Consider the following 20,173-nt stretch of genomic DNA (forward strand, 5'->3'; position numbering starts at 1 on the left):
GTGTCGACTCCCCTGCCCCGCCGTTCCTCTGCCCGCCGCACTGCGGCCCACTCCGCTGTTGCCCGCCGCGCTGCGGCTCACTCCCGTGCAGCCCGCTGTGCCGGCGCGGCTCAGCGACCGGCGACGAGACCGATCGCAAGACCGACCGCGAGCCCACCCAGTGTCAACCCGAACACGGACAGCGTCCAGGCATGGCGCGGCGCCCAGGCGCTCCGCAGCGCCGGTACGTCCCTGAGCACCTGCATGTCCCGCATCGACGATCTCCCTCCCTGCCACCAACAGCACCCGATCGCTGACTGATAGTGAACGATGGTGACACGAAGTACCGGTCAACGGCATGTGGATCATCTAAAGTCCCGGGACTGTCGGGGTGCCGCGACCGGCAACAACCACATCCGCTCGGCGATCACGTTGACCACTCCCGCGGCCCGTTCGACCCGCCCCCGCACGATGAGGGCCGTCGCCGTCCGTGCCACCGTGCGGTGCCGGGCCCACATACCGGGCGAGCAGATCACGTTCACCAGACCGGTCTCGTCCTCCAGGTTCACGAAGGTGGTCCCGGCCGCGGTCGCCGGGCGCTGCCGATGGGTGACGATCCCGGCGACGAGAACGCGCCGACCCGCGGTCACGCCCTGGGCCACGAGCCGTTCCCGCAGGAACCGGGTCGGATAACCCGCAACGGTGATCCCAGTCGCCCACAGGTCGGCCACCGACTCCTCGACCGCGCTCATCCCCGGCAGGTACGGCGCGACCGTGTGGACGTCGGCGCCGAAGACCATGTCGTCGAGACGGTCTGGCCGGGCCTGCGCCACCGCGCCCGCCGCCCACAGCGCCTCACGCCGGGCCAGCCCGAAGCAGGCGAACGCGCCGGCGGTGGCGAGCGCCTCGACCTGGTCGACGGTCACGCCGGTCCGGCGGACGAGATCCGCCATGTCCGTGTAGGGACCGTCCGCGCGGCGGAGCTCGACGATGCGCCGAGCCAGGTCCTCCCCCACCCGCCGGACCCCGGCGAGCCCGAGGCGGACCCGAGGCGGCACACCGACCAGGCTCGCCTGCGCCGCCGAGGCGTTGACGTCGGGTCGCAGGACCTCGACGCCATGCCGACGGGCGTCGGCGACGAGGCTTTGCGGCGAGTAGAAGCCCATCGGCTGCGCGTTCAGCAGCGCGGCGCAGAACACCGCCGGGTAGTAGAGCTTGATCCAGGAACTGGCATACACGAGCAGCGCGAAGCTCACCGAGTGGCTCTCGGGAAACCCGAAGTTCGCGAAGGCGGACAGCTTCGTGTACAGGTCGTCGGCCAGCGCGCCGGTGATGCCGCTCGCCGCCATCCCGGCGTAGAGCCGGCCGCGCAGCCGCCCGACGCGCTCGGCGGACCGTTTGGATCCCATGGCCCGGCGCAGCTCGTCCGCCTCCGCCGGGGAGAACCCGGCGATGTCGATCGCCATCTGCATCAACTGCTCCTGGAACAGGGGAACGCCCAGGGTCTTGGCCAGGCTGCGACGCAGCAGCGGATGTGGGTAGGTCACCTCCTCAGCCCCGTTACGCCGGCGGATATAGGGGTGCACCGAGCCGCCCTGGATCGGCCCCGGCCGGATCAGCGCCACCTCGATCACCAGGTCGTAGAACCGGCGGGGCCGCAGCCGGGGCAACGTCGCCATCTGCGCCCGGCTCTCCACCTGGAACACCCCGACGGAGTCGGCTGCGCAGAGCATGTCGTAGACTGCGGGGTCCTCCGGCGGGATCGAGGACAGGTCCAGGTCACGCCCGTGGTGGTCGCGGATGAGGTCGAACGCCTTGTGCAGCATCGCGAGCATGCCGAGGCCGAGCAGGTCGAACTTGACCAGGCCGGCGGCGGCACAGTCGTCCTTGTCCCACTGGATGACCGTCCGCCCGGGCATCCGGGCCCACTCGACCGGGACCACCTCCCCGACCGGCCGGTCGCAGATGACCATGCCACCGGAGTGGATGCCCAGGTGCCGGGGAAATCCCTGCAGCTGCTCGAAGAGCCGGGTGACCGCGGACGGGATGTCATGCTCCGGCCCGATGATCGACTGTCCGGGCACCGCGGTCTGGGTGGGCTGGGCGGGCAGGGCGGACCGGGTGGGCAGGGACCACCGGTCGAGCTGGCGGGACCAGGCATCCTGTTGGCCCGGGGAGAATCCCAGCGCCCGGGCGACGTCCCGCACCGCCGACCGCCGCCGGTAGGTGATCACGTTGGCGACCTGCGCGGCCCGGGACCGCCCGTAGCGTCGATAGACGTACTGGATCACCTCCTCGCGCCGCCCGGACTCGATGTCCAGATCGATGTCGGGCGGCCCGTCCCGCTCGGGCGCGAGAAACCGCTCGAACAGCAGGCCGAAGGAGACCGCGTCCACCCCGGTGATGCCCAGGGCGTAGCAGACCGCCGAGTTCGCCGCCGATCCCCGCCCCTGGCAGAGGATCCGGTGCCGACGGCAGTACTCGACGATGTCGTGGACGATGAGGAAGTAGCCGGGGAAACCAAGCTGCTCGATCAGGGTCAGCTCGTGGGCGAGCTGGTCGTAGGCACCGGCGACCCGCTCCCGGCCGGCCGGGCCGTAGCGCCGCACCGCGCCCTGCATGGTCAGCAGCCGCAGCCAGCTGGCCTCGGTGTGCCCCGGCGGGACGGGGAAGTCGGGCAGCCGGGGCGCGACCAACTGCAGGTCGAAGGCGCACGCGGCACCGATGCGGGCGGCCTGCTCCACCGCGCCGGGGTAGCGGGCGAAGCGGGCGGCCATCTCAGCCCCGGAGCGCAGGTGCGCGGTTCCCGCCGCCGGCAGCCAGCCGTCCATCTCGTCCAGGCTGCGCCGGGCCCGGACCGCGGCCATCGTCGCGGCGAGCCGGGCCGCGCCGGGCACCGCATAGTGGACGTTGCCGGTCGCCACCAGGGGCAGCCCCGCGGCAAGCGCGAGCGCCGCGAGGGCATCGTTGCGATCCGTCTCGCCCGGATGGCCGTGGTCGGTGATCTCCACCGCCACGTTGCCCGGCGGCAAGCACCGCGGTGGGCAGGTCCTCCGTAGCGCCGGCGGCCAGGACCGGCCAGTCCGGGTAGTGCACGGCGAGCACGCGAACCGCCACTTCAGGCCACCTCCATCGGACGCAGCCGCACCGCCGGCGGCGGGCCACCCACGGCCGGCTCACCATCGGCCGGCTCCCGGTCAGCCAGCAAGGCGTCGGACAGCCAGGCGCGGCGGGGCCGACGGGCCGCGCCCCGCCCGGACGCCTCCACCAGCAGGTCGCCCACCCGCACGTGACCGTGCCCGGCGCCGACGCCGTCCCAGCGCCGTTCGAGAGCTACCAGGCACAGATCGGCCCCCTCCCAGGCGCCCACGGCTACCAGGACCGCCCCGCGCTCGCGCGCCCGGGCCATCAGCCGCCGACCCGCCGACCCGGCCCGCGCCGGCGGGCGGACCACCACGACATCCATGGCATCGAGCAGCGCGGCCACGACCACCGGCCAGCGCGGCCCCGGCGCCGGTACGAGGGCGAGCCGCTCCAGCACGATCCCCGTCTCAGCCGCCGCGAGCAGGCCGAGCTGGGCGAACCCCACCACCGCACACCAGGCACCAGCCTGGGAGGGAGCGCTCAGCAATGTCAGCACCAGCGAGGCGGAGCCGGTGACCGCGACGGTCGTCCCTCGGCGCAGCCCCGCCTCGGGCAGAATCGCGGCCAGGGCGGATGCCACCGGCACCAGACGCTCACCGGCATGGGCGGCCCGCCGCACGGGGCTGTGCGCGATCTCCTGCAGGGCGGCCAGCGCCGCCGGAGCAGCCACGCCGGCCTACCCCCGCCGCGCCGGCCGCACGGGCGCCATGGGCCCGCCGCCGGCCAGCGCTGGCTGGGACGGCAGCCCGAGCATGCTTTCCACAGCGCCGAGGAACAGATGGACCTGGCGGATCAGGTCGTCGGCCTCGCGGCGGCCCACCACGTTCAGCCCGGCCTCGGCGGCGGCCCGCCGCCCGGCGCCCGCCGCGAAGAAGTCCGCCCACTCGCCCAGCTCGGGAGCCACCCGAACGAGCAGGCGCCAGGCACTCAACGGCCGGCCACGGCGGCCGGGCCGGGGCTGCGCCCGGTCGGCCAGCACCGCGGCCGCCGCCCGCAGCGCGGCGAGATGGGCCAGGGCGTAACGCTGCGGGATGCGGGTGGCGTACTCAGCCTCACCGAGACCTCGCCACGCCGCTGCGAGCAGCTCGTCCCGGGAGCGGCGCGGAAGCCCGGCGGCGGGCAGCAGGGCACGCCCCGGCGCCCCGGCACGCATACCCTCCCCCCGGGCGGACCCGACCGGCTGCCGGCCGGGTGCTCCGTCACCGGCCGCTCTGCGACCGGCTGCCCTGTGACCGGCCGCCCCGCCACCGACTGCACCGCCACCGACTGCACCGCCACCGAGTGACCTGTCAGGAGCCATGACGCCCTCCCCGAAGTCGAACAAAGGTTCGAATATCTGGAAGGTAGCTCGCTCCGGCCGACCCGTCAAACACCCAGGTGGCGATCGCCCGAGCGGGCATCGGCAGCCAAGGCGGGACGCAGTTCCAGCAGGCGCAGGAACCAGCCGAGCACCAGCAGCCCGAGCATGTCGGGCAACCAGCCCCGCCGCGGGTCCGGGAGATCCCCCCGACAGGTATCCCCCGAACCCGCGCTCGGAGCCCGCCCCGGCCAGCGCGCGAACCGCGACGACACCGACAACAGCGGCCACGGGGGCAGCTGCGAGCGCGACGGCCGCCGTGGCGGCGGGTTGAACAGGTCGATGGCGGCGAAGACGAGCGCCGTCCCGTCCATGGCAAACCGGATGATGTTGGCATCCCGATGTCCCACCAGCCCGCTGTCGAAGGACCCGCGGGTCGGCTGGAGCCAGCGCAGCACCGTCCCGTCCGCCAGCCGCACCCGGCCGCCGACCCGCTGCCGGGCGAAGACCGCGACCGGGATCCGTCCCATTGGCTCGACCAGGCGAACCCCCTGGCCGTCGAGGTCGAGCTCCAGCACGAACGGCCGCCCCGCCACCATCAGCTCGACCCGCTCCTGGGAGTCCCAGTCGGCAAGCACCCCGACCTCATCGGCCTCGACCCACACCTGCCGGACCGCCCCGCCGTGGCCGCCCGCGGCGTCCCGCAGGAACAGCTCGTGCGGCAGGCCGCCGGCCCGCCGGGGAAGCTCCCGCACCGGCTCGCGCTCCGGAGCTCTCGTCACTGCCGTGGTCATCCGTCCCACCTCCGCAGCACCGACCGGCCGCCCGCCGGTCGTCCGTCGTCCTTGGTTTCTGTGTGCCGCCAGTGGACTCCCACGGGATCAACAGCCTGTCCCCCACACGTCAACCGCATCCGTTGAGAATTCGTTGATCCGGTCGACCGCAGGCGCGCCGCGGGCCGCGGGCCAACGGCCGAAGGCCGGAAAATCCGTGGTCAGCGCACCGCGCCAGGCCAGAGCTGGCACCATCGCGACCCGGTCGCGCACGTGGGCGCGATGGCTCTGACGCGCAGGCGACACCGATCGGGTCGCATCGGTGGTTGCCGGGCCGTCCCCTCACGGAGCACTCTGCGGTGGACACTCATCGCTTGGCGTCGCGGGTGGCAGCCGGCGCGCGCGGCGAGCGGACCGGACGAGAGGATCCGATGCCCGAACGCGACAGTCTGCAGTTCGCCATCCTCGGTCCGTTGGAGGTCACCGCGGCCGGAGTGCCGCTGGTGCTCGGCGGCACCCAGCGCAAGGTGCTGCTGACCGTGCTACTGCTCGAGGTCGGCCAGACCGTGCCGATCTACCGACTGCTGGAGGCGATCTGGCGGGACATGCCGCCGGACCGGGCGAAGGCCACGCTGCGCACGCACATCAGCGAGCTGCGGCGTCGGATCGAGTCGGGCCCCGAGCCCCGCGTGCTGCAGCGCCGGGGCGAGGGCTATCTTCTCGACGTCCATCCCGAGCAGATCGACGCGCACCGGGCCCGTCGCCTGCTCGCCCAGGGGCGCCGCGCGATGGAGGACGGCGACCCGGTCAGCGCGATCGCCCCGTTACAGGAGGCCCAGTCGCTGTGGCGCGGGCCGTCGCTCGCGGACGTGGCAGACCATCCGTTCGCCCACAGCTACGTCACCGCGCTCACCGAACTGCAGCTGGACGTGACGAAGACCAGGCTCGCCGCCGATCTGGCCCTGGGCCGGCACCGGGAGGTTCTGGGCGAGCTGAAAATGCAGGTCGACCGGCATCCCACCGACGACGGACTGCGCCACGAACTGGTCCTCGCCCTCTATCGCGAGGGCCGGGTCGACGAGGCGAACCGGGCCTGCCGGGAGGGTCTCGCGGCCCGGCACGAGCTGGGGCTGGAGTCGCCGATGCTGCGCCGGCTGCAGGAGGACGTGCTGCGGGCCGCGCCGTCGCTGGCCTGGACACCACCGCGGTCGCTGGAGCGGCGCACCACCGTGACACCGCCGACCGGCAGTGGTCATTCCCTGCCACCGGACGTCGAGGAGTACACCGGACGGGACACCCTCCAGGCCCGTACCCTGGCGCTGCTGACGGACGAGGCGGCGTTGGCCCGGGGCACCGTGGCCACCGCGTTCGCCGGCAAGGCCGGGACGGGCAAGACCGCCCTGGCCGTGCGGATCGCGCATCAGGTCCGGGCCGCCTTCACCGACGTGCTGTACGTGGACCTGCGCGGCACCAGAGGCCCGCTGGAGCCGACCCGGGTGCTGACCCGGTTCGTCCAGGCGCTCGGGGTGAGCCGGGCGGCGGTGCCGGCCGACCCCGACGACCTGCACGAGATGTACCTGCAGCTGCTGTCCACCCGGCGGGCTCTGATCATCCTGGACAACGCGGCGAACGAGGCGCAGTTGCGCCCGCTGATGCCGTCAAGCCCGGGCTGCGCGGTACTCGTCACCAGCCGGACTCGCCTGCAGGGGCTCGCCATGCCGTGCTGGGTGGTGGACGTTCTCATCCCGGACGACGCGGTGGAGCTGCTGGAGAAGGTGGTCGGCGCGGCGCGGGTGGGCGCGGAGGAGAAGGCCGCCCGCGACATCGTCGGCCTGTGCGGCTACCTGCCGCTCGCGATCCAGATCGCCGGGCGCAAGCTCGCCGCCCACCCGCACTGGCGGCTGTCGCGGATCGTGACCCGCCTCGGGGTGGAACGCGACCGACTGACCTGGCTGGAACTCGGCGACCTGGAGATCCGGGCCAGTTTCCGGCTGAGCTACGACGGCCGGCGGCCCGACGAGCAGCGCGCCTTCCGTCTGCTGTCCCTGCCCGCGGTCAACGACTTCACCGCCTGGGCCGCCGCCGCGGTGCTTGCCGTCGAGGTGGACGAGGCCGAGGACGTCCTGGACCGGCTCGCCGACGCCCAGCTCCTGGAGCGGCGCGGCCTGGACCCGACCGGGACCGAGCGGTACGGCCTACACGAGCTGCTGCGCGTGTTCGCTCGGGAGCAGGAGACCGGCCCCGCGGACGACAGCCATAGCCAGCGGTCCGCGGACTGGCCCGACGAACGGACCGGGGACCGGCCCGAAAGTGGTGTCGCCGCCGATGTCGCCGAGCGCGGCTCCCGGGTCGCTGCCGCGGTGACGGATCGTCCGGGCACCCTGCCGGTGATGCTGTCGACCGAACACGCCGCGGCGCTCGGCCGGCTGCTGTACGCCTATCTGGTGATGCTGCGCGCGGCGGTCGACACCTTCAGTCCCGGCGCGGCGCGGGCGGCCCTGCCCGCCGGGGACGCGCCGGCCCTGTTCGCCGAGCGCGGCGCGGCGCGCATCGGTGGCGCCGCGCTCGCCGAGCTGACGCGCCAGCCGCTGGGCTGGTTCGCCGCCGAGCGGTCGAACCTGCTCGCGCTGATGGAGCAGGCCTACGCAGGTGGCCTCGACCAGCCGACCTGGCTGCTCGCCGCCGAGGCGACCGACTTCTACCTGTTCGGGGCGCACTGGGCGGACTGGGCCCGCTCCCACGAGCTGGGCCTGGCCGCGGCGCGCCGCGGCGGCCATCGTCGGGCCGAGGCGGAACTGCTGACCAACCTCGGCGAGCGGGAGATCACCCTGGCCTTCGAGGAGGCGTTCTGGCGCCTCGACGCCGCCGGTGGCGATCCCGGCGCGGAGCCGGCGGTGGCTGTCGACCGAGGTGCCGCCGACCGGCTGGCGCTGGCCATGGAGCGGTTCAGCCGAGCCCGCGAGATCCTTGCCGGCCTGGGTGACGATCTCGGGGAGGCCCGGGCCGTACGCGGGCTGGGCAGTGTCTGTCGCGGCAGAGGGGACCGGGCGCGCGCGGTGGAACACTTCGAGGCGGGACTGTCGACGATGCGCCGCACCGGCGCCCGTCGCGCCGAGGCGGAGACGCTGGTGAGCCTCGCCATGGCTCATGGCGATCGCGGCGAGCTCGCCGACGCCATCACCTGTCTGACGATGAGTCTGTCGATCGCCCGGGAGCTGGCCAGCCGCCCGTTGCGGGCGCAGGCCCAGCGCCGCCTCGGCGACCTCTACCGCCACCAGCACCGGCCCGACCAGGCGCTGACCGCCTACAACGAGAGCCTGCCGATGCTCGCGGACCTGCCCGACCCGGTATGGGAGCCGCGCGTGCTGGTCCGCCGCGGCGACATCCTGGCGGAACTCGGCGACCAGCCCGCCGCGCGCCGGTCCTGGCAGCAGGGGGTCACCCTGCTGCGCGAACGCGGATCCACCGAGCTCGCCGCCGCCGAGCGCCGGCTGTCCGCGCCGCTGACCACCGAAGCCACCCAGTTCACCGGCGGGCGGCTGCTCGGCGCGTTCGACCCGGCGGAGTTCACCGCCCGGGTGGCGAGCTCCCGGCGCAGTGTGCGGCTGTTGAACACCTGGACGGACCTGGCCCTCCCGCCGCACCGCGACGCCTTCGCCGACGCTCTCCTGCTCGCCGTCGAAGCCGGGGCGATCGTGCAGGTCCTGCTGCTCGATCCGGACGCGCCGGCCGCGGCGACGCGGGCCGCCGACCTCGCCCACCGGGTCGACGTCTCGGCGCTGATCCGGGCGAACCTGCTGGCCCTCGCCGAGCTGCGCGCCCGGCTCGATCCGGTGGGGCGGGCCCGCCTCGGCGTACGGCTCTATGCCGAGCAGCCCCTGGCCAGCTACCACCGCTGGGACACCGGAGCGCTGGTGTCGAGCTTCCCGATCGGGGTTTCCTCGGCCGCCACCACCCAACACGAGGCGACGATCTCCTCCACCCTCGTCCAGTTCGTCGAGCAGCACTTCGACCGGCTCTGGACCCCGCCCGGCAGCATGGCGCTGGACGACTATCTGCGCGTTCCACTGCGCGTCTCCCCGGCCGACGCGGACGTGCGCGAGGTGCGCGAGGTGCGCTGCGCGTACGTCCGCATGGACGGGGTCGCGTACCTGCACTGCGCCGACCTGCACGACCTGTTGCGCGGCGGACCCGATGGTCTCGTCGCCACCCTGCCCGCCGCCGGCGCGCATCCCCTGGGCGGCACCGGGCGCTGGCGCGTGGTGCCGCTGCGCGGCGAAAGCGGTGCCAGGCCGGCCGAGCGCGCCGGCGCGGACCCCCACCTGGGCACGGGACGCGAGACGGCCGAGGCCGAGGGAGTCGAGGCGGTGGCCACGGCGTTCGCCCGCAAATACGGCACCGCCTTCGACGGTGTGGTGCGGCTGACCTCCATGGGGGGGTGACCGGATGCGTGCGGAACCGGAGTTCATGAGGCGCGGGGGCCTGGACACAAGGGCCGCGGGGACGCGAGAACCGCGGGACGCGACAGCGACGGAGATGCCGATGAGAGGCATGCGGGCGGGCCGGGGACATCGATGACGGGCCTGGCCGGTACGCCAGGGGCTGGCGCGCTGCTGGTGACCGTCGACTTCTGGCGGGTGCCCCGCCGCCGGGTCGGCCATGCCCTGGCCAGGGTCGCCGCCGATCGCTCGACGCTGCGTCACGTCAGTGGGCTGCGGTTCGCCAGACTGCTGGGCACGGGGTCGGCGAGCAGTCTCGGGATGCGCGGGGCCGACCCGTGCCAGTGGGCGATGGTGGCGGTCTGGGACACCCCGTCGGCGGCGCGCTCGTTCGAGCGCTCCGCGCCGATCCGGGCCTGGGCGGCGCTCGCCGAGGAACGCTGGCGCATCGACCTGCACCCGCTGTCGTCGCGCGGACGCTGGTCGCGCCGTGAGCCGTTCGGCGACCCGGCCGCCGCCCACGGCCCCGGCGCCCCCGACGACGCCCAGATCGCGGTGATCACCCGCGCTCGGCTCGCCGCCCGGCACACCCTCACCTTCCGGCGGGCCGTGCCGGCGGTGGTGGCCGACCTCGCCCAGGCCGACGGGCTGCTGTTCTCCGCCGGCATCGGGGAGGCACCGGTGGGCCTGACGGGGACGTTCAGTCTGTGGCGGGATGTCAGCTCGCTGCGCCGGTTCGCCTACGGCCGACCGGCCCACGCCGAGGTCGTCCGGCGCACCCCGGAGGTCGGCTGGTACAGCGAGGAGCTGTTCGCCCGGTTCGCCGTGCTCGCCTCCCGGGGCACGCTCGGGGGACGCGACCCGTTGCTGCACCTGGCCCCGACCCCAGGTTGACGGTCCGTTGAAGATCCGCGAGCCGGCGGCGCCGGCCCGCCCGCGGAGCGTGCGCCGTTGACGTTCCGTTGACCGCGGTTCGGCACCGTGGACGGGTCCGACGGCCACCGGGCCCAGGTACCCGCGTGCCGCCGCTGCACCCCCGTGCCGCGCCGCGCACGCCCCCGACGAACCGGGATGAAGCGACCCGCATGCCCACGTCTCGTGATCAGGTACGTGCAGCCACAGCCGCGTCCGCGACGGCACCGCCTTCCTCCGACCGCCGACGGGTCCTGGTCGCCACCCCGACGAGCGCACGGGTCGCGGGCCTGCTGGCCGCCGCGCCGGCCGTGACGCTGCGCCCCGCCCTCGCCGCCAGCCCGACGGATCTCGCCGACACGCTCGTCGCGCTGCGTCCGCACACGCTCGTCGTCGGCGCGAACACGGTGGACGCCACCGCGCTGTCCCGCTGGGCGATGGCGGTCCGCCGCACGGACGACCCGCGTCCGCTGCTGCTGGTGCGTCGCGGCACCTCCCTGGCCGCCGTCGATCTGGCCGCCGCGGCCCAGCTCCGCATCTGCGTGCGCAACACCGCCGAGGTCAACGCCCGGCATGTCGCGCGGTTCGTCCATGAGCGGTTGTTCCCCGGGACGGCCGAGGCTCCCCCCGCCGGGACCGCCAGGACCGCCGGGGCCGCCGGGCGGGGCCGGGTGCCCGCGACGGGCGGGATGCTGGGCCTGCTGGGCGCGGGAAACATCAACGGCCGGGTGGCCCGGGCCGGGGTGGCACGCGGATATGACCTGATGGTGTGTGCGCCGTCCCTGACGGGCGATCCATCCGGGGCGGGGGCCTGGGCCCGACGGCACCGGCTGCCCGCCGACCGGGTCCGGGTCGCGGCGTCCGTCGAGGACCTGTTCGAGGCGGCGGACGCCGTCAGCATCGCCGTGCCGCTCACCGACTCCGGGGAGTGGGCGAGCGCCGGCCTGCTCGACGCGGCCCGCCTGAAGCTGTTCGGCGGGAACCGATTGGTCTGTGTCAGCGAGCCCGAGGTGTGCACGGCGCAGGCTCTGCTGGACGCCTACGACCGGCGCGACCTCACCGTGGTGCTGGACAATGCTCCCCGCCTGCTCGCGCCGGTGCGCACGCTGCTCGCAACCCGCGTCGAGGCCGACGGCGGGATCCCGCGCACCGGGTTCACCCTGTGCTCCGCGGCAATGCGCTCCCCCGCCTGCGAGGACGATCTCGACCAGGCCGTGCTCACCGTCGTCGGCCGGGCCGATCTGGACGACCTGACCGGAACCGACCTGTTCCCAGCACTGCCCCCGGCGTCCGCCGTCCCGATCATCGGCATCGCCTCCGGTCCGGCCAGGGTCGGGCCTGCCCGGGAGCCGGCACCGTCGCCTCGGCCCGGGCACGGCCAGCAACCCGCGCCTGGCCTGGAACATGGGCACAGCCAGGAACACGGGTACGACGTGGTGGTCGTCGGCGGCGGGATCGTCGGGCTGATCACCGCCCTGCTGCTGCACACTCGAGGACACCGGCGGATCCTCGTCCTCGACGCCGCCCCGGAGGACCGCGCCGATCCCGCCGCCCAGGGCACGACGTTCGGCGGGGCCAACGCCCGCCACCTGTCCGCGACCGAGACGCTGCCGCATGCCGACCCGGACCGGGTGGACGTCCTTGAGCGGTCGCCGGCCCGGCGCGGCTGGGCGCTGCGGGATCCGGGGACGCTGGACCCGGTCGAGTCCGCGTGGGCTCAGGCGTTCGCCCGTCGCGCCGACCAGCCTGGCCTGCGCGCCACCGCCGAGGACCTGGTGATCGCTCTCAACCGCCTCGGCCTGCGTGGCTGGTCCCAGCTGTTCACCGCCCCGGCCACCCCGCCCCGCACCCCTGCCGCCAGCACCACCGCCGCGGGCACCCGCTGGACCGCGGGCCTGCGCCGGGATACCCGGCTCACCCGGGTCTATCTGGGCGCGGCCGAGCTCGACGCGGGTGAGCGCCTGCAGCGTCGCGCGGGTGGCGTCGTCACGCGACTGGCACCCGGGGCGCTCGCCCAGGACTGGCCGGCCCTTGGCCACACCGTCCCGTTGCCTGGCAGCACGCGCGCCGTCGCGGGGGCAGTCGAGGTGGATGGCTACGCCGTCAACATCCACGACCTCGCCCGCGCGCTGGCCGGGCGCCTCGCCCAGCTCGGCGTCGAGGTCCGCGCGGGCTGCCGGGTGGTCCGGCTCGGCCCGTCCGACCCCGGCCCCGCCGACCCCGCCAGCCCGGCCAGCCCGGCCAGCCCGGCCAGCGCCGGCAGCCCCCCCCGCCCGGACGGCGGGGTGCGGCTCGAGCTGGCCGACGGTCGGGCGGTGCGCGCAGGACGCACCGTCATCACCGTGGGTGGGCGAGACCTTTACCAGCTACTCGGACCCGACTGGCCCGGCGCCGGTGCCGTGACCGCCATGCTCGGCCTGTCCCTGACCCTGCCCAACCCCGGGCTGCGGCGGGCGGTGAAGATCCACGCTGGTGAGCCGCTCGGCGTCATGAACGTGACGCTTTCCGCCGATGGGCAGCTCATCCACGTCAGCGCGGGGTTCGGCTACCTGGGTCTGGCACGCCAGGACGCCGCCGCGGCCGGCATCGCCGAGCTGCGCGACATCGTCCTGCGGGCAACCGTAGGCCTCTTTCCCACCCTGCGCCGCGCGGCCGGCGGACATGACGAGCACGGCGCCCATGGCATCCACCCCGAGGGCGTCGACGCCGTGCGGGAAATCCGGATCTGTGAGCGTCCGGCGACCCCGGACGGGCTACCCCTGGTCACTCCACTTCCCGGCCACGCCGGTCGGGTGGTGATCGCGACAGGAACCAACGCGGGCGGCACGGTTCAGGCGCCGGCGGTCGCGCTGCTGGCGGCTGACCTGCTGGAGGGCGCTTCCCGCTGCGCCGGGGTGGCCCTGCTCGGGGACCGGATCGGCCTACCACCGATACCGACGAAATCACCCTGCGCGACAGACTGACGACGTTACGTATCAGGCACTCCTGTCGCCCAGCGCATCCGCCGACGGTCGAGTTATCGTCAGGCGATGTGAGGATGCGCTCTGGCCGGTTGGCTCGCCGAAACCGCGCGAAGGGCCCGCACGGCGCCGCGGGACGCGAGCAGGTGGCGGGGCGCGGACAGGAGGCGACGCCGGTGACCGACGTGGACGTCAGCGTGGTCCGGTGGTCGCCGAGCCATATGCGCGCCCGGCTCGACGACGTCATCGGGGTGTACAAGGCAGCCTTCCTCGACTTCCACGAGGCCGACCCGGTCCGGGCCGCCCGGGACCGGGCCCACCACGCCCGCCGGCATTTCGACCGGCCCGACCTGCTCGCCGTCGCCGCCGTCACCGGGGACGACACCCTTGTCGGCATCACCTATGCCCTGCCCGGGCGGCCCGGCCAGTGGTGGCATGACGTGGTCGTCGACGCGCTCACGGCCATCTCGCCGCCGTCCGCCCAGCACTGGCTGGACGACTGTCTGGAGGTCGTCGAGCTGCACGTGCTGCCCGCCTACCAGGGCCGCTCCCTTGGCCGTCGGCTCCTGCGCGAGCTGCTGCACGAGACGCCTTACCGCACCGCGGCCCTGTCCGCCCTCGAACCGCGCGGCAGCCGTGCCCGCCGGCTGTACGAGAGCGAGGGCTTCGTCCCGCTGCTGAGCGACTTCCGTTTCCCCGGCACCATGATCCCGTATGCCGTCCTCGGCAAGGAACTGCCGGGCCCCGTGCCGCAGGACACCTCCGGTGACGAGCACGCCCCGGGAACCGGCCAGCCGACGCCCGTGCGCTGATGTCCGCGCGCCCGGTGTCCACGGCGGCATGGGCGAGTCGGCCGCAGGGACGGGACAGGCCGGGCAAACCCCCCGTCCGTCGCGTGCCGACGGGGTCGTGGCCGTCCCGGCCGTGGCAGTCTGACGAGCCGCCGCGCCGCCGCGTTCCCGGCTGGGTCTGGCTGCCGGCGGGGGCCACGGTCGCCACGCAGATCGCCTACCCGCTGGTCGGGCAGCGAGCCCTCGGCGCGGTCACAGTCGCCGTTGTGGTGCTGTTCTTCCTCACCTCCATCGCACACGCCACGACCACCCGTGGCCCACGCTGGGCGAGCGGCTACCTGGTCGTGACCGTGGGCGGCGGCCTGGCCGCCGAGACCCTCGGCGTCCACACCGGCGTGCCGTTCGGCGAGTACAGCTACGGCACCTCGCTCGGGCCGCGGGTCTTCGGCGTCGCCGCGGTCGTTCCGCTGGCCTGGGCGATGATGGCCTATCCCGCCTATGTCCTGGTCCGCCGCCACCAGCGGATCCCCAACCGGGCCGCGTTCCTCGGCGGGTTGATCCTCGCCACCTGGGACCTGTTCCTCGACCCGCAGATGGTCAAGGCCGGCCACTGGGCCTGGCGGCCCGGCGGCGGGCCGGCGATCAACGGCATTCCCGTCTCGAACTTCCTGGGCTGGCTGCTGGTGGGCACGGTGATGACCGGCGCGCTGATCGCCCTGCCCGATCCTGGCCGCTGTGCCCGGCGGGATGACCGTATCCCCTTGGCCCTGTTGCTCTGGACCTATCTGTCGTCGGTGCTGGCGCACCTCGTCTTCTTCGCCCGTCCAGGCGTCGCGGCGGTCGGCGGCCCCGCGATGGGCGCGGCTCTCCTGCTCTCGTCGCGCCGCTGGAACCGCGATGTTCCCGGCGGCGCCGACGCGCCCTCGCCGCACGACCGGCAGGATCCGTAGTGCGCTGGGCGGCAGCCAGCTCGACCATCGTCCGGTCCGCCGCGGTCGCCTCGGTGGGCATCGCCGTGCACACGGCGCTCAACGCCCGACTGCTGCGGGTCGCCCCGCCTGCCTCGACGATCACCGAGCTCGTCTCGGTGATCCTTCCGGTCCGGGACGAGGCGGCGCGGCTGGGCCCCTGCCTCGATGCCCTGCTCGCCGTCACCCACCTGCCCCGCCTGGAGATCATCGCCTACGACGACGAGTCCACCGACGGAACCGACCGTCTGCTCGCCGCCTGGGCCCGCGACGACCCGCGGGTCACCGTCGTGCGCGGCGGACCACCGCCATCGGGCTGGCTCGGCAAGCCCCACGCCTGCGCCCAGGCCGCCGCCGTCGCCGCCGGAAGCGTGCTCGTCTTCCTCGACGCCGACGTGACCCTCGCCCCGCAGGGAATCGCCCGGGCCATCCTGCTGCTGCGCGCCAGCGGCCTCGACCTGATCTCGCCGTATCCGCGCCAGGAAGCGTCGGGCCTCGCCGAACGGCTCATCCAGCCGTTGTTGTCCTGGCTCTGGCTCGCCCTGCTTCCGCTGCGCCTCGCCGAACGCAGCCCACGCCCGTCCCTGTCGGCCGCCGGCGGGCAGTTTCTGTGTGTCGACGCGGCCGCCTATCGCCGGGCCGGGGGGCACGCCGCCGTCCACGACCAGATCATCGAGGACGTCGCTCTGCTACGCGCGGTCAAGCGCGCCGGCGGCCGAGGCGTCGTCGTCGATGGCACCGACCTGGCCTCGAACCGGATGTACGACGGCTGGCCGTCGCTGCGCGACGGCTACGCCAAGTCACTTGCCGCCGCCGGCGGCAGCCCCGCGGCCAGCGCTGCCCAGATCGGCCTGCTGAGCTGGTTGTACGTGCTGCCCGCGATCGCCGCCCTGCGCGGGCGCCCCGCCGCGGTCGTCGGCTGCCTCGCGGGCGTCGCCAGCCGGACGATCGCCGCGCACCGCACCAGCGGCCGTCGCTGGCCCGACCCGCTCACCCATCCCGCCTCGATCAGCCTGCTCGGCTATCTCACCGCGCTGTCCTGGTGGCGCCGCCGCAGCGGCCGGGCCACCTGGAAAGGCCGCCGCGTCACCTTTCCTTCGCCAGCGGGCGGGGTGGACCGCGGCGCACCGACGGTCCGCGGGCACGACGCGGCGGGGTCGTAGAGTCGGCGGCATGGCCCGCGTGGTGGTGATCGGTGCCGGCGTGGGTGGGCTGGCGGCGGCGGCCCGGCTCGCCGCCCTCGGCCACGATGTCACCGTCTGCGAGCAGTCCACGACGACCGGCGGGAAGCTCGGCTGGTATGAGCGGGACGGGTACGGCTTCGACACCGGCCCGTCCCTGCTCACCCTGCCACAGGTGTTCGAGGACCTGTTCACCGCGACCGGCGGCCCATCCGGCTCAATCGGCGCACTGCGCCGATTGGACCCGATCGCCTCCTACCGGTTCGCCGACGGCACCACACTCGCCGCACACGCCGACGACCAGGCGTTCATCGCCGAGCTCGATGCCCGGCTCGGGGCGCCGGCCGGGGCGGACTGGCAACGTCTGGCGAGCAGGGCGGCCAGGGTGTTCGAGGCGGCGGAGCGGCCCATCCTGGCAAGCCCCGTACGGGCCGCCAGTCTTGCCCGGCTGGCCTGGGCGGCTCCTGGCGACATCCCGGCGATAGCCCCGGGGCGCAGCCTGCGGGCGCTCGGCCATGCGACGGTCCGGGACCCGCGCCTGCGGCAGATGATCGACCGGTACGCCACCTACTCCGGCTCGGACCCGCGGCGGGCGCCGGCGGCGTTGGTGTCGGTCGTGCACGCCGAGCGCCACTTCGGCGGCTGGTACCTGCCGGGCGGGCTGCGCCGGCTCGGGGCGGCGATCGAGGCGCGGGCGCGGCGGTGCGGCTCCCGGATCCTGCTCGGCACCCGGGTGCGTTCGGTGACCTGCACCCCGGGCGGCCGCGTCGACGGGGTTCGGCTGGCGGACGGGATCCGGCTGCCAGCCGACGTCGTCGTCGCGAACGTCGACGCCGCGGCGCTCTACGGCAGGATGCTCCCCGAAGGCCTCGGCCGCGCCGGCCGGCGCCGGGCGGCGCGGGAGCCCCGGTCGATGTCCGGGTTCGTGCTGCTACTCGCCCTGTCCCAGCTGCCGCCCCCCGGCCCCCGGTTCGCGCGGACGCCGCGGTTCCCGCGAACACCGCACTTCCCGCCGACACCGCAACTCCCGCCAACACCGCAGCTCCCGCCAACACCGCAACTCCCGCCGACACCAGAGTTCCCGCCGACACCGGGCCTATCGAGAACACCGGGCCTCACGCAGCACACGGTGACGTTCCCCGCGGACTACGACGACGAGTTCGACGCGATCTTCTCCGGGCGTCTCGCCGCCGACCCGGCGATCTACATCAGTGCCCCACCCGACCCGGCCTGCGCTCCCCCGGACGGCGAGGCCTGGTTCGTCCTGGTCAACGCCCCACCCCACCGGCCCCGGACAGACGGGCCGGCAGCGACAGCGCGGTGGCGAGACGGGCATCAGATGGGCGGCCTCGGGGCGGACCACGCCACGCCACACCATCGGGGCCCGCGGGTCGGCCCACGGGCCGCGCCGGGACTGGACTGGGACCGGCCGGGACTCGCCGACGGGTACGCCCGGCACGTGCTGGATCTGCTTGCCGCCCGCGGATTCGACGTGCGGGGACGGCTGCGCTGGTACGAGACGATCACCCCGGCCGATCTGGAGCGGCGCACCGGGGCTGTCGGCGGGTCGATCTACGGCCCGGCGTCGCACGGCGCGCGTTCGGCGTTTCTCCGACCTCCGAACGCCACCAGCGTGCCCGGTCTGTTCCACGTCGGCGGCTCGGCGCATCCCGGCGGTGGGCTACCGCTCGTGGTGCTGTCCGCGGCGATCGTCGCCGACCTCGTCGGCCCCGCCTGAGGATCCCCGCGGGCCGACGAGACCCGGATCTCGAGCCTCCGGCCACCCGCCGCACCCGCACCCGCACCCGCACGGTCCGAACCAGGTGTCCGGACCGTGCGGGTCAGGGCCGTCGGAACTACAGGCCGGCGCGCACCAGGGCGACGGAGATGACGTTGGACACGTAGCGACCGCCCTTGGTGTCCTTGGGCGCGGTCAGCCGCGGGCCGTCGGCGGCCAGGGACTTGCCGTCCTCGGTGACCGCCAGCAGGCTCTCCGTGTTCGCGTAGCCGGGGTCGATCTCGGGCCAGGACACGACCGACTCGTAGTTGTCACTGGCGTGGACGACCACCGCGTAGCGCAGCGAGTCGTTCTTCACGTCGGCGCGGAACGACGGCTTCGCCGCCTGCAGGACGTCGTAGAGCAGCGGGCCCGTGTAGGTGTGGGTCTGCTTGCCGGCGCCGCTCTGGAAGGTGACGGTCTGGGTGTGCTGCGGGTACCTGGTGGCGAGGGCCCTGACATCGAGCAGGACCGGATGCGCGATGCGCCCGAGCAGCAGCACCTTGCCGGTCGGGATCTTGCCGGACTTGGCCAGGGCAGCCGCGTCCGTTCCCGAGGACGCGGGTACCGGGGTGGGCACGGCGGCCTGCGCGCGCCAGGTGGGCAGCAGGCTGAGGGTGACAGCGGCGGCAAGCGCGAGAATCGCGACGGCCAGCCGCGGCAGCGACATTCTGCGGACGATCTGCGACAGCATCTTTTCAGCAAATCCTTCATGGCGGCGTGGGCAGCTCGGCGCCGAGCGCCTGGCCACGGCCATGGGCGCTCGACGAAACGAGGGTACGGCCGGATCGTAGCAATACATCCGCAAATTCGGCAGTGGACCAGAAAAATATCCGTAGATACGGATCCAAGAATCCGCGACCCGGGGTGACGGAGCCAAACGCTCAGTACACAAATCAAGATCGCCCAGATGAAGTCGCGGGCACACTTCGGGTAACCGTCGAACGACGGTCGGAGAAGGAATGTCCGGCGCGGGAACCCACGCCCGCACGGGTGCTTGCCGGTGCCGATCTCCGCGGCGGCTGCCTGGGTCGGCCGCGCCTATCGCTCGGCCGGACCCGCGGCGGACGTGTCCGGGGACGGCTCGATCGCGGGCGACTCGCCTGGGGACGGCACGCTCGGTGGCGGTGAACCGACGAGGGTCCGACGAACTGTGCTGCCGAGCTGCCCGCAGCCGACCGCGCACACCGCGACCGTCCCGGCGGCGGCGATGACGGCGGCGACGCTCGCGAGCCCGGGCAGGAGACCAGCGCCCACGACGCCGACCCCGGTCAGGATCATCCGGGTGGGGCGCTCCCCCACCGTCACGACACCGATCTCGCCGAACCCGGCGCCGGCGGCCCGTGCCCGGGTGTACTCCAGCAGCCCGAGCAGGCACCCAGCCGCGACCAGCAGCCCTCCGGGAGCGCCCAGACACCACAACGCCACCAGGCACAGCACGTCACCGCATCGGTCTGCGACCGAGTCCAGCACATACCCCCAGGCGGTGGCGCGGTTGGTCAGCACCGCCACCGCCCCGTCGACGCTGTCCGCCACCCCGCCGAGGGCCAGCGCGGCCAGACCCAGCAGCGGCCAGCGTCCGCCCGCGGCGGCGGCGGGCACCACCAGGGCGGTGAGCAGGACGCCCGCCACGGTCACCGCCGACGGCGACACCCGCCGGGCCGCCAGCGGACGCGCGACCCGGTACACGAGGGTGAGGAACGCCCGGACCAGCCACAGCCCCGAGCGGGGGTCGTACCCGCCGTGCAGCCGCGACCAGCGGGCCAGGTAGCTGTCCCGGTCCGGGATGAGCATCGACACGCCCCCATCGTGCCGGGAACCGGGCCGGAACACGCCTGGGCAACGCACCCACCGGGCGTACGGCACCGGTCAGGACGGCCAAGGCGCACCGAGCCGGCGGATCCACCCCTATGGCGGGCAGACCGCGGGGGAAATCCGAGCAGACCGTGGGG

14 protein-coding genes are annotated in these 20,173 nt (G+C 74.2%); 7 read left to right on the forward strand and 7 right to left on the reverse strand.

Annotation, left to right across the window (positions count from 1 at the left end; all coding sequences use genetic code 11):
* Positions 1–110 precede the first annotated feature (110 nt).
* From MXD95_RS01660 to MXD95_RS01685, 5 genes are all read right to left on the reverse strand, one after another.
* A complete protein-coding gene (locus MXD95_RS01660) occupies positions 111–254 on the reverse strand; it encodes a hypothetical protein (protein ID WP_250638697.1) in 144 nt (47 codons plus the stop codon).
* Between the two features lie 90 nt (positions 255–344).
* Positions 345–2,996 (reverse strand): error-prone DNA polymerase, encoded by a 2,652-nt coding sequence (locus tag MXD95_RS01665; RefSeq protein WP_480024031.1) that lies wholly within the window; start codon positions 2,994–2,996, stop codon positions 345–347.
* Between the two features lie 101 nt (positions 2,997–3,097).
* Positions 3,098–3,793: a DnaE2-dependent mutagenesis accessory factor ImuA' gene (imuA', locus tag MXD95_RS01670; protein ID WP_250638698.1), complete on the reverse strand. Its 696-nt coding sequence runs from the start codon at positions 3,791–3,793 to the stop codon at positions 3,098–3,100.
* Between the two features lie 6 nt (positions 3,794–3,799).
* Entirely contained in the window at positions 3,800–4,276 is a 477-nt protein-coding gene (locus MXD95_RS01680; protein WP_285223483.1) for an SAV_6107 family HEPN domain-containing protein, read from the reverse strand.
* A gap of 212 nt (positions 4,277–4,488) precedes the next feature.
* Positions 4,489–5,214 carry a hypothetical protein gene (locus tag MXD95_RS01685; RefSeq protein ID WP_250638699.1) on the reverse strand — a complete coding sequence of 242 codons (726 nt, stop codon included), beginning with the start codon at positions 5,212–5,214 and terminating at the stop codon, positions 4,489–4,491.
* A gap of 410 nt (positions 5,215–5,624) precedes the next feature.
* On the opposite strand from MXD95_RS01685, the gene MXD95_RS01690 reads away from it, so the two are divergent.
* The 7 genes from MXD95_RS01690 to MXD95_RS01720 all read left to right on the forward strand — a co-directional run bounded on the left by MXD95_RS01690 (position 5,625) and on the right by MXD95_RS01720 (position 18,182).
* Complete coding sequence (locus MXD95_RS01690; RefSeq protein ID WP_250638700.1) at positions 5,625–9,635, forward strand: BTAD domain-containing putative transcriptional regulator; 4,011 nt, start codon at positions 5,625–5,627, stop codon at positions 9,633–9,635.
* Between the two features lie 132 nt (positions 9,636–9,767).
* Complete coding sequence (locus MXD95_RS01695) at positions 9,768–10,526, forward strand: spheroidene monooxygenase (RefSeq protein ID WP_250638701.1); 759 nt, start codon at positions 9,768–9,770, stop codon at positions 10,524–10,526.
* 191 nt (positions 10,527–10,717) lie between these two features.
* Positions 10,718–13,507 carry an FAD-dependent oxidoreductase gene (locus MXD95_RS01700; protein WP_250638702.1) on the forward strand — a complete coding sequence of 930 codons (2,790 nt, stop codon included), beginning with the start codon at positions 10,718–10,720 and terminating at the stop codon, positions 13,505–13,507.
* A gap of 218 nt (positions 13,508–13,725) precedes the next feature.
* The gene (locus tag MXD95_RS01705; RefSeq protein ID WP_250638810.1) at positions 13,726–14,316 is read left to right on the forward strand and encodes a GNAT family N-acetyltransferase; all 591 of its coding nucleotides are present in this window, start codon (positions 13,726–13,728) and stop codon (positions 14,314–14,316) included.
* 83 nt (positions 14,317–14,399) lie between these two features.
* Positions 14,400–15,245: a bisanhydrobacterioruberin hydratase CruF gene (gene cruF, locus MXD95_RS01710; RefSeq protein WP_250638703.1), complete on the forward strand. Its 846-nt coding sequence runs from the start codon at positions 14,400–14,402 to the stop codon at positions 15,243–15,245.
* Entirely contained in the window at positions 15,245–16,426 is a 1,182-nt protein-coding gene (locus tag MXD95_RS01715) for a glycosyltransferase family 2 protein (RefSeq protein WP_250638704.1), read from the forward strand. The genes cruF and MXD95_RS01715 overlap by 1 nt, the downstream gene beginning before the upstream one ends.
* Before the next feature lie 10 nt (positions 16,427–16,436).
* The gene (locus tag MXD95_RS01720) at positions 16,437–18,182 is read left to right on the forward strand and encodes a phytoene desaturase family protein (RefSeq protein WP_250638705.1); all 1,746 of its coding nucleotides are present in this window, start codon (positions 16,437–16,439) and stop codon (positions 18,180–18,182) included.
* A gap of 118 nt (positions 18,183–18,300) precedes the next feature.
* Here the strand turns inward: MXD95_RS01720 and MXD95_RS01725 are convergent, their stop codons facing one another.
* Positions 18,301–18,915: a hypothetical protein gene (locus tag MXD95_RS01725; protein ID WP_250638706.1), complete on the reverse strand. Its 615-nt coding sequence runs from the start codon at positions 18,913–18,915 to the stop codon at positions 18,301–18,303.
* A gap of 347 nt (positions 18,916–19,262) precedes the next feature.
* Positions 19,263–20,015 carry a CDP-alcohol phosphatidyltransferase family protein gene (locus MXD95_RS01730; RefSeq protein WP_250638811.1) on the reverse strand — a complete coding sequence of 251 codons (753 nt, stop codon included), beginning with the start codon at positions 20,013–20,015 and terminating at the stop codon, positions 19,263–19,265.
* Between the last annotated feature and the right edge of the window lie 158 nt (positions 20,016–20,173).

This window comes from Frankia sp. AiPa1 (assembly GCF_023243075.1).
Classification (GTDB): Bacteria; Actinomycetota; Actinomycetes; order Frankiales; family Frankiaceae; genus Frankia.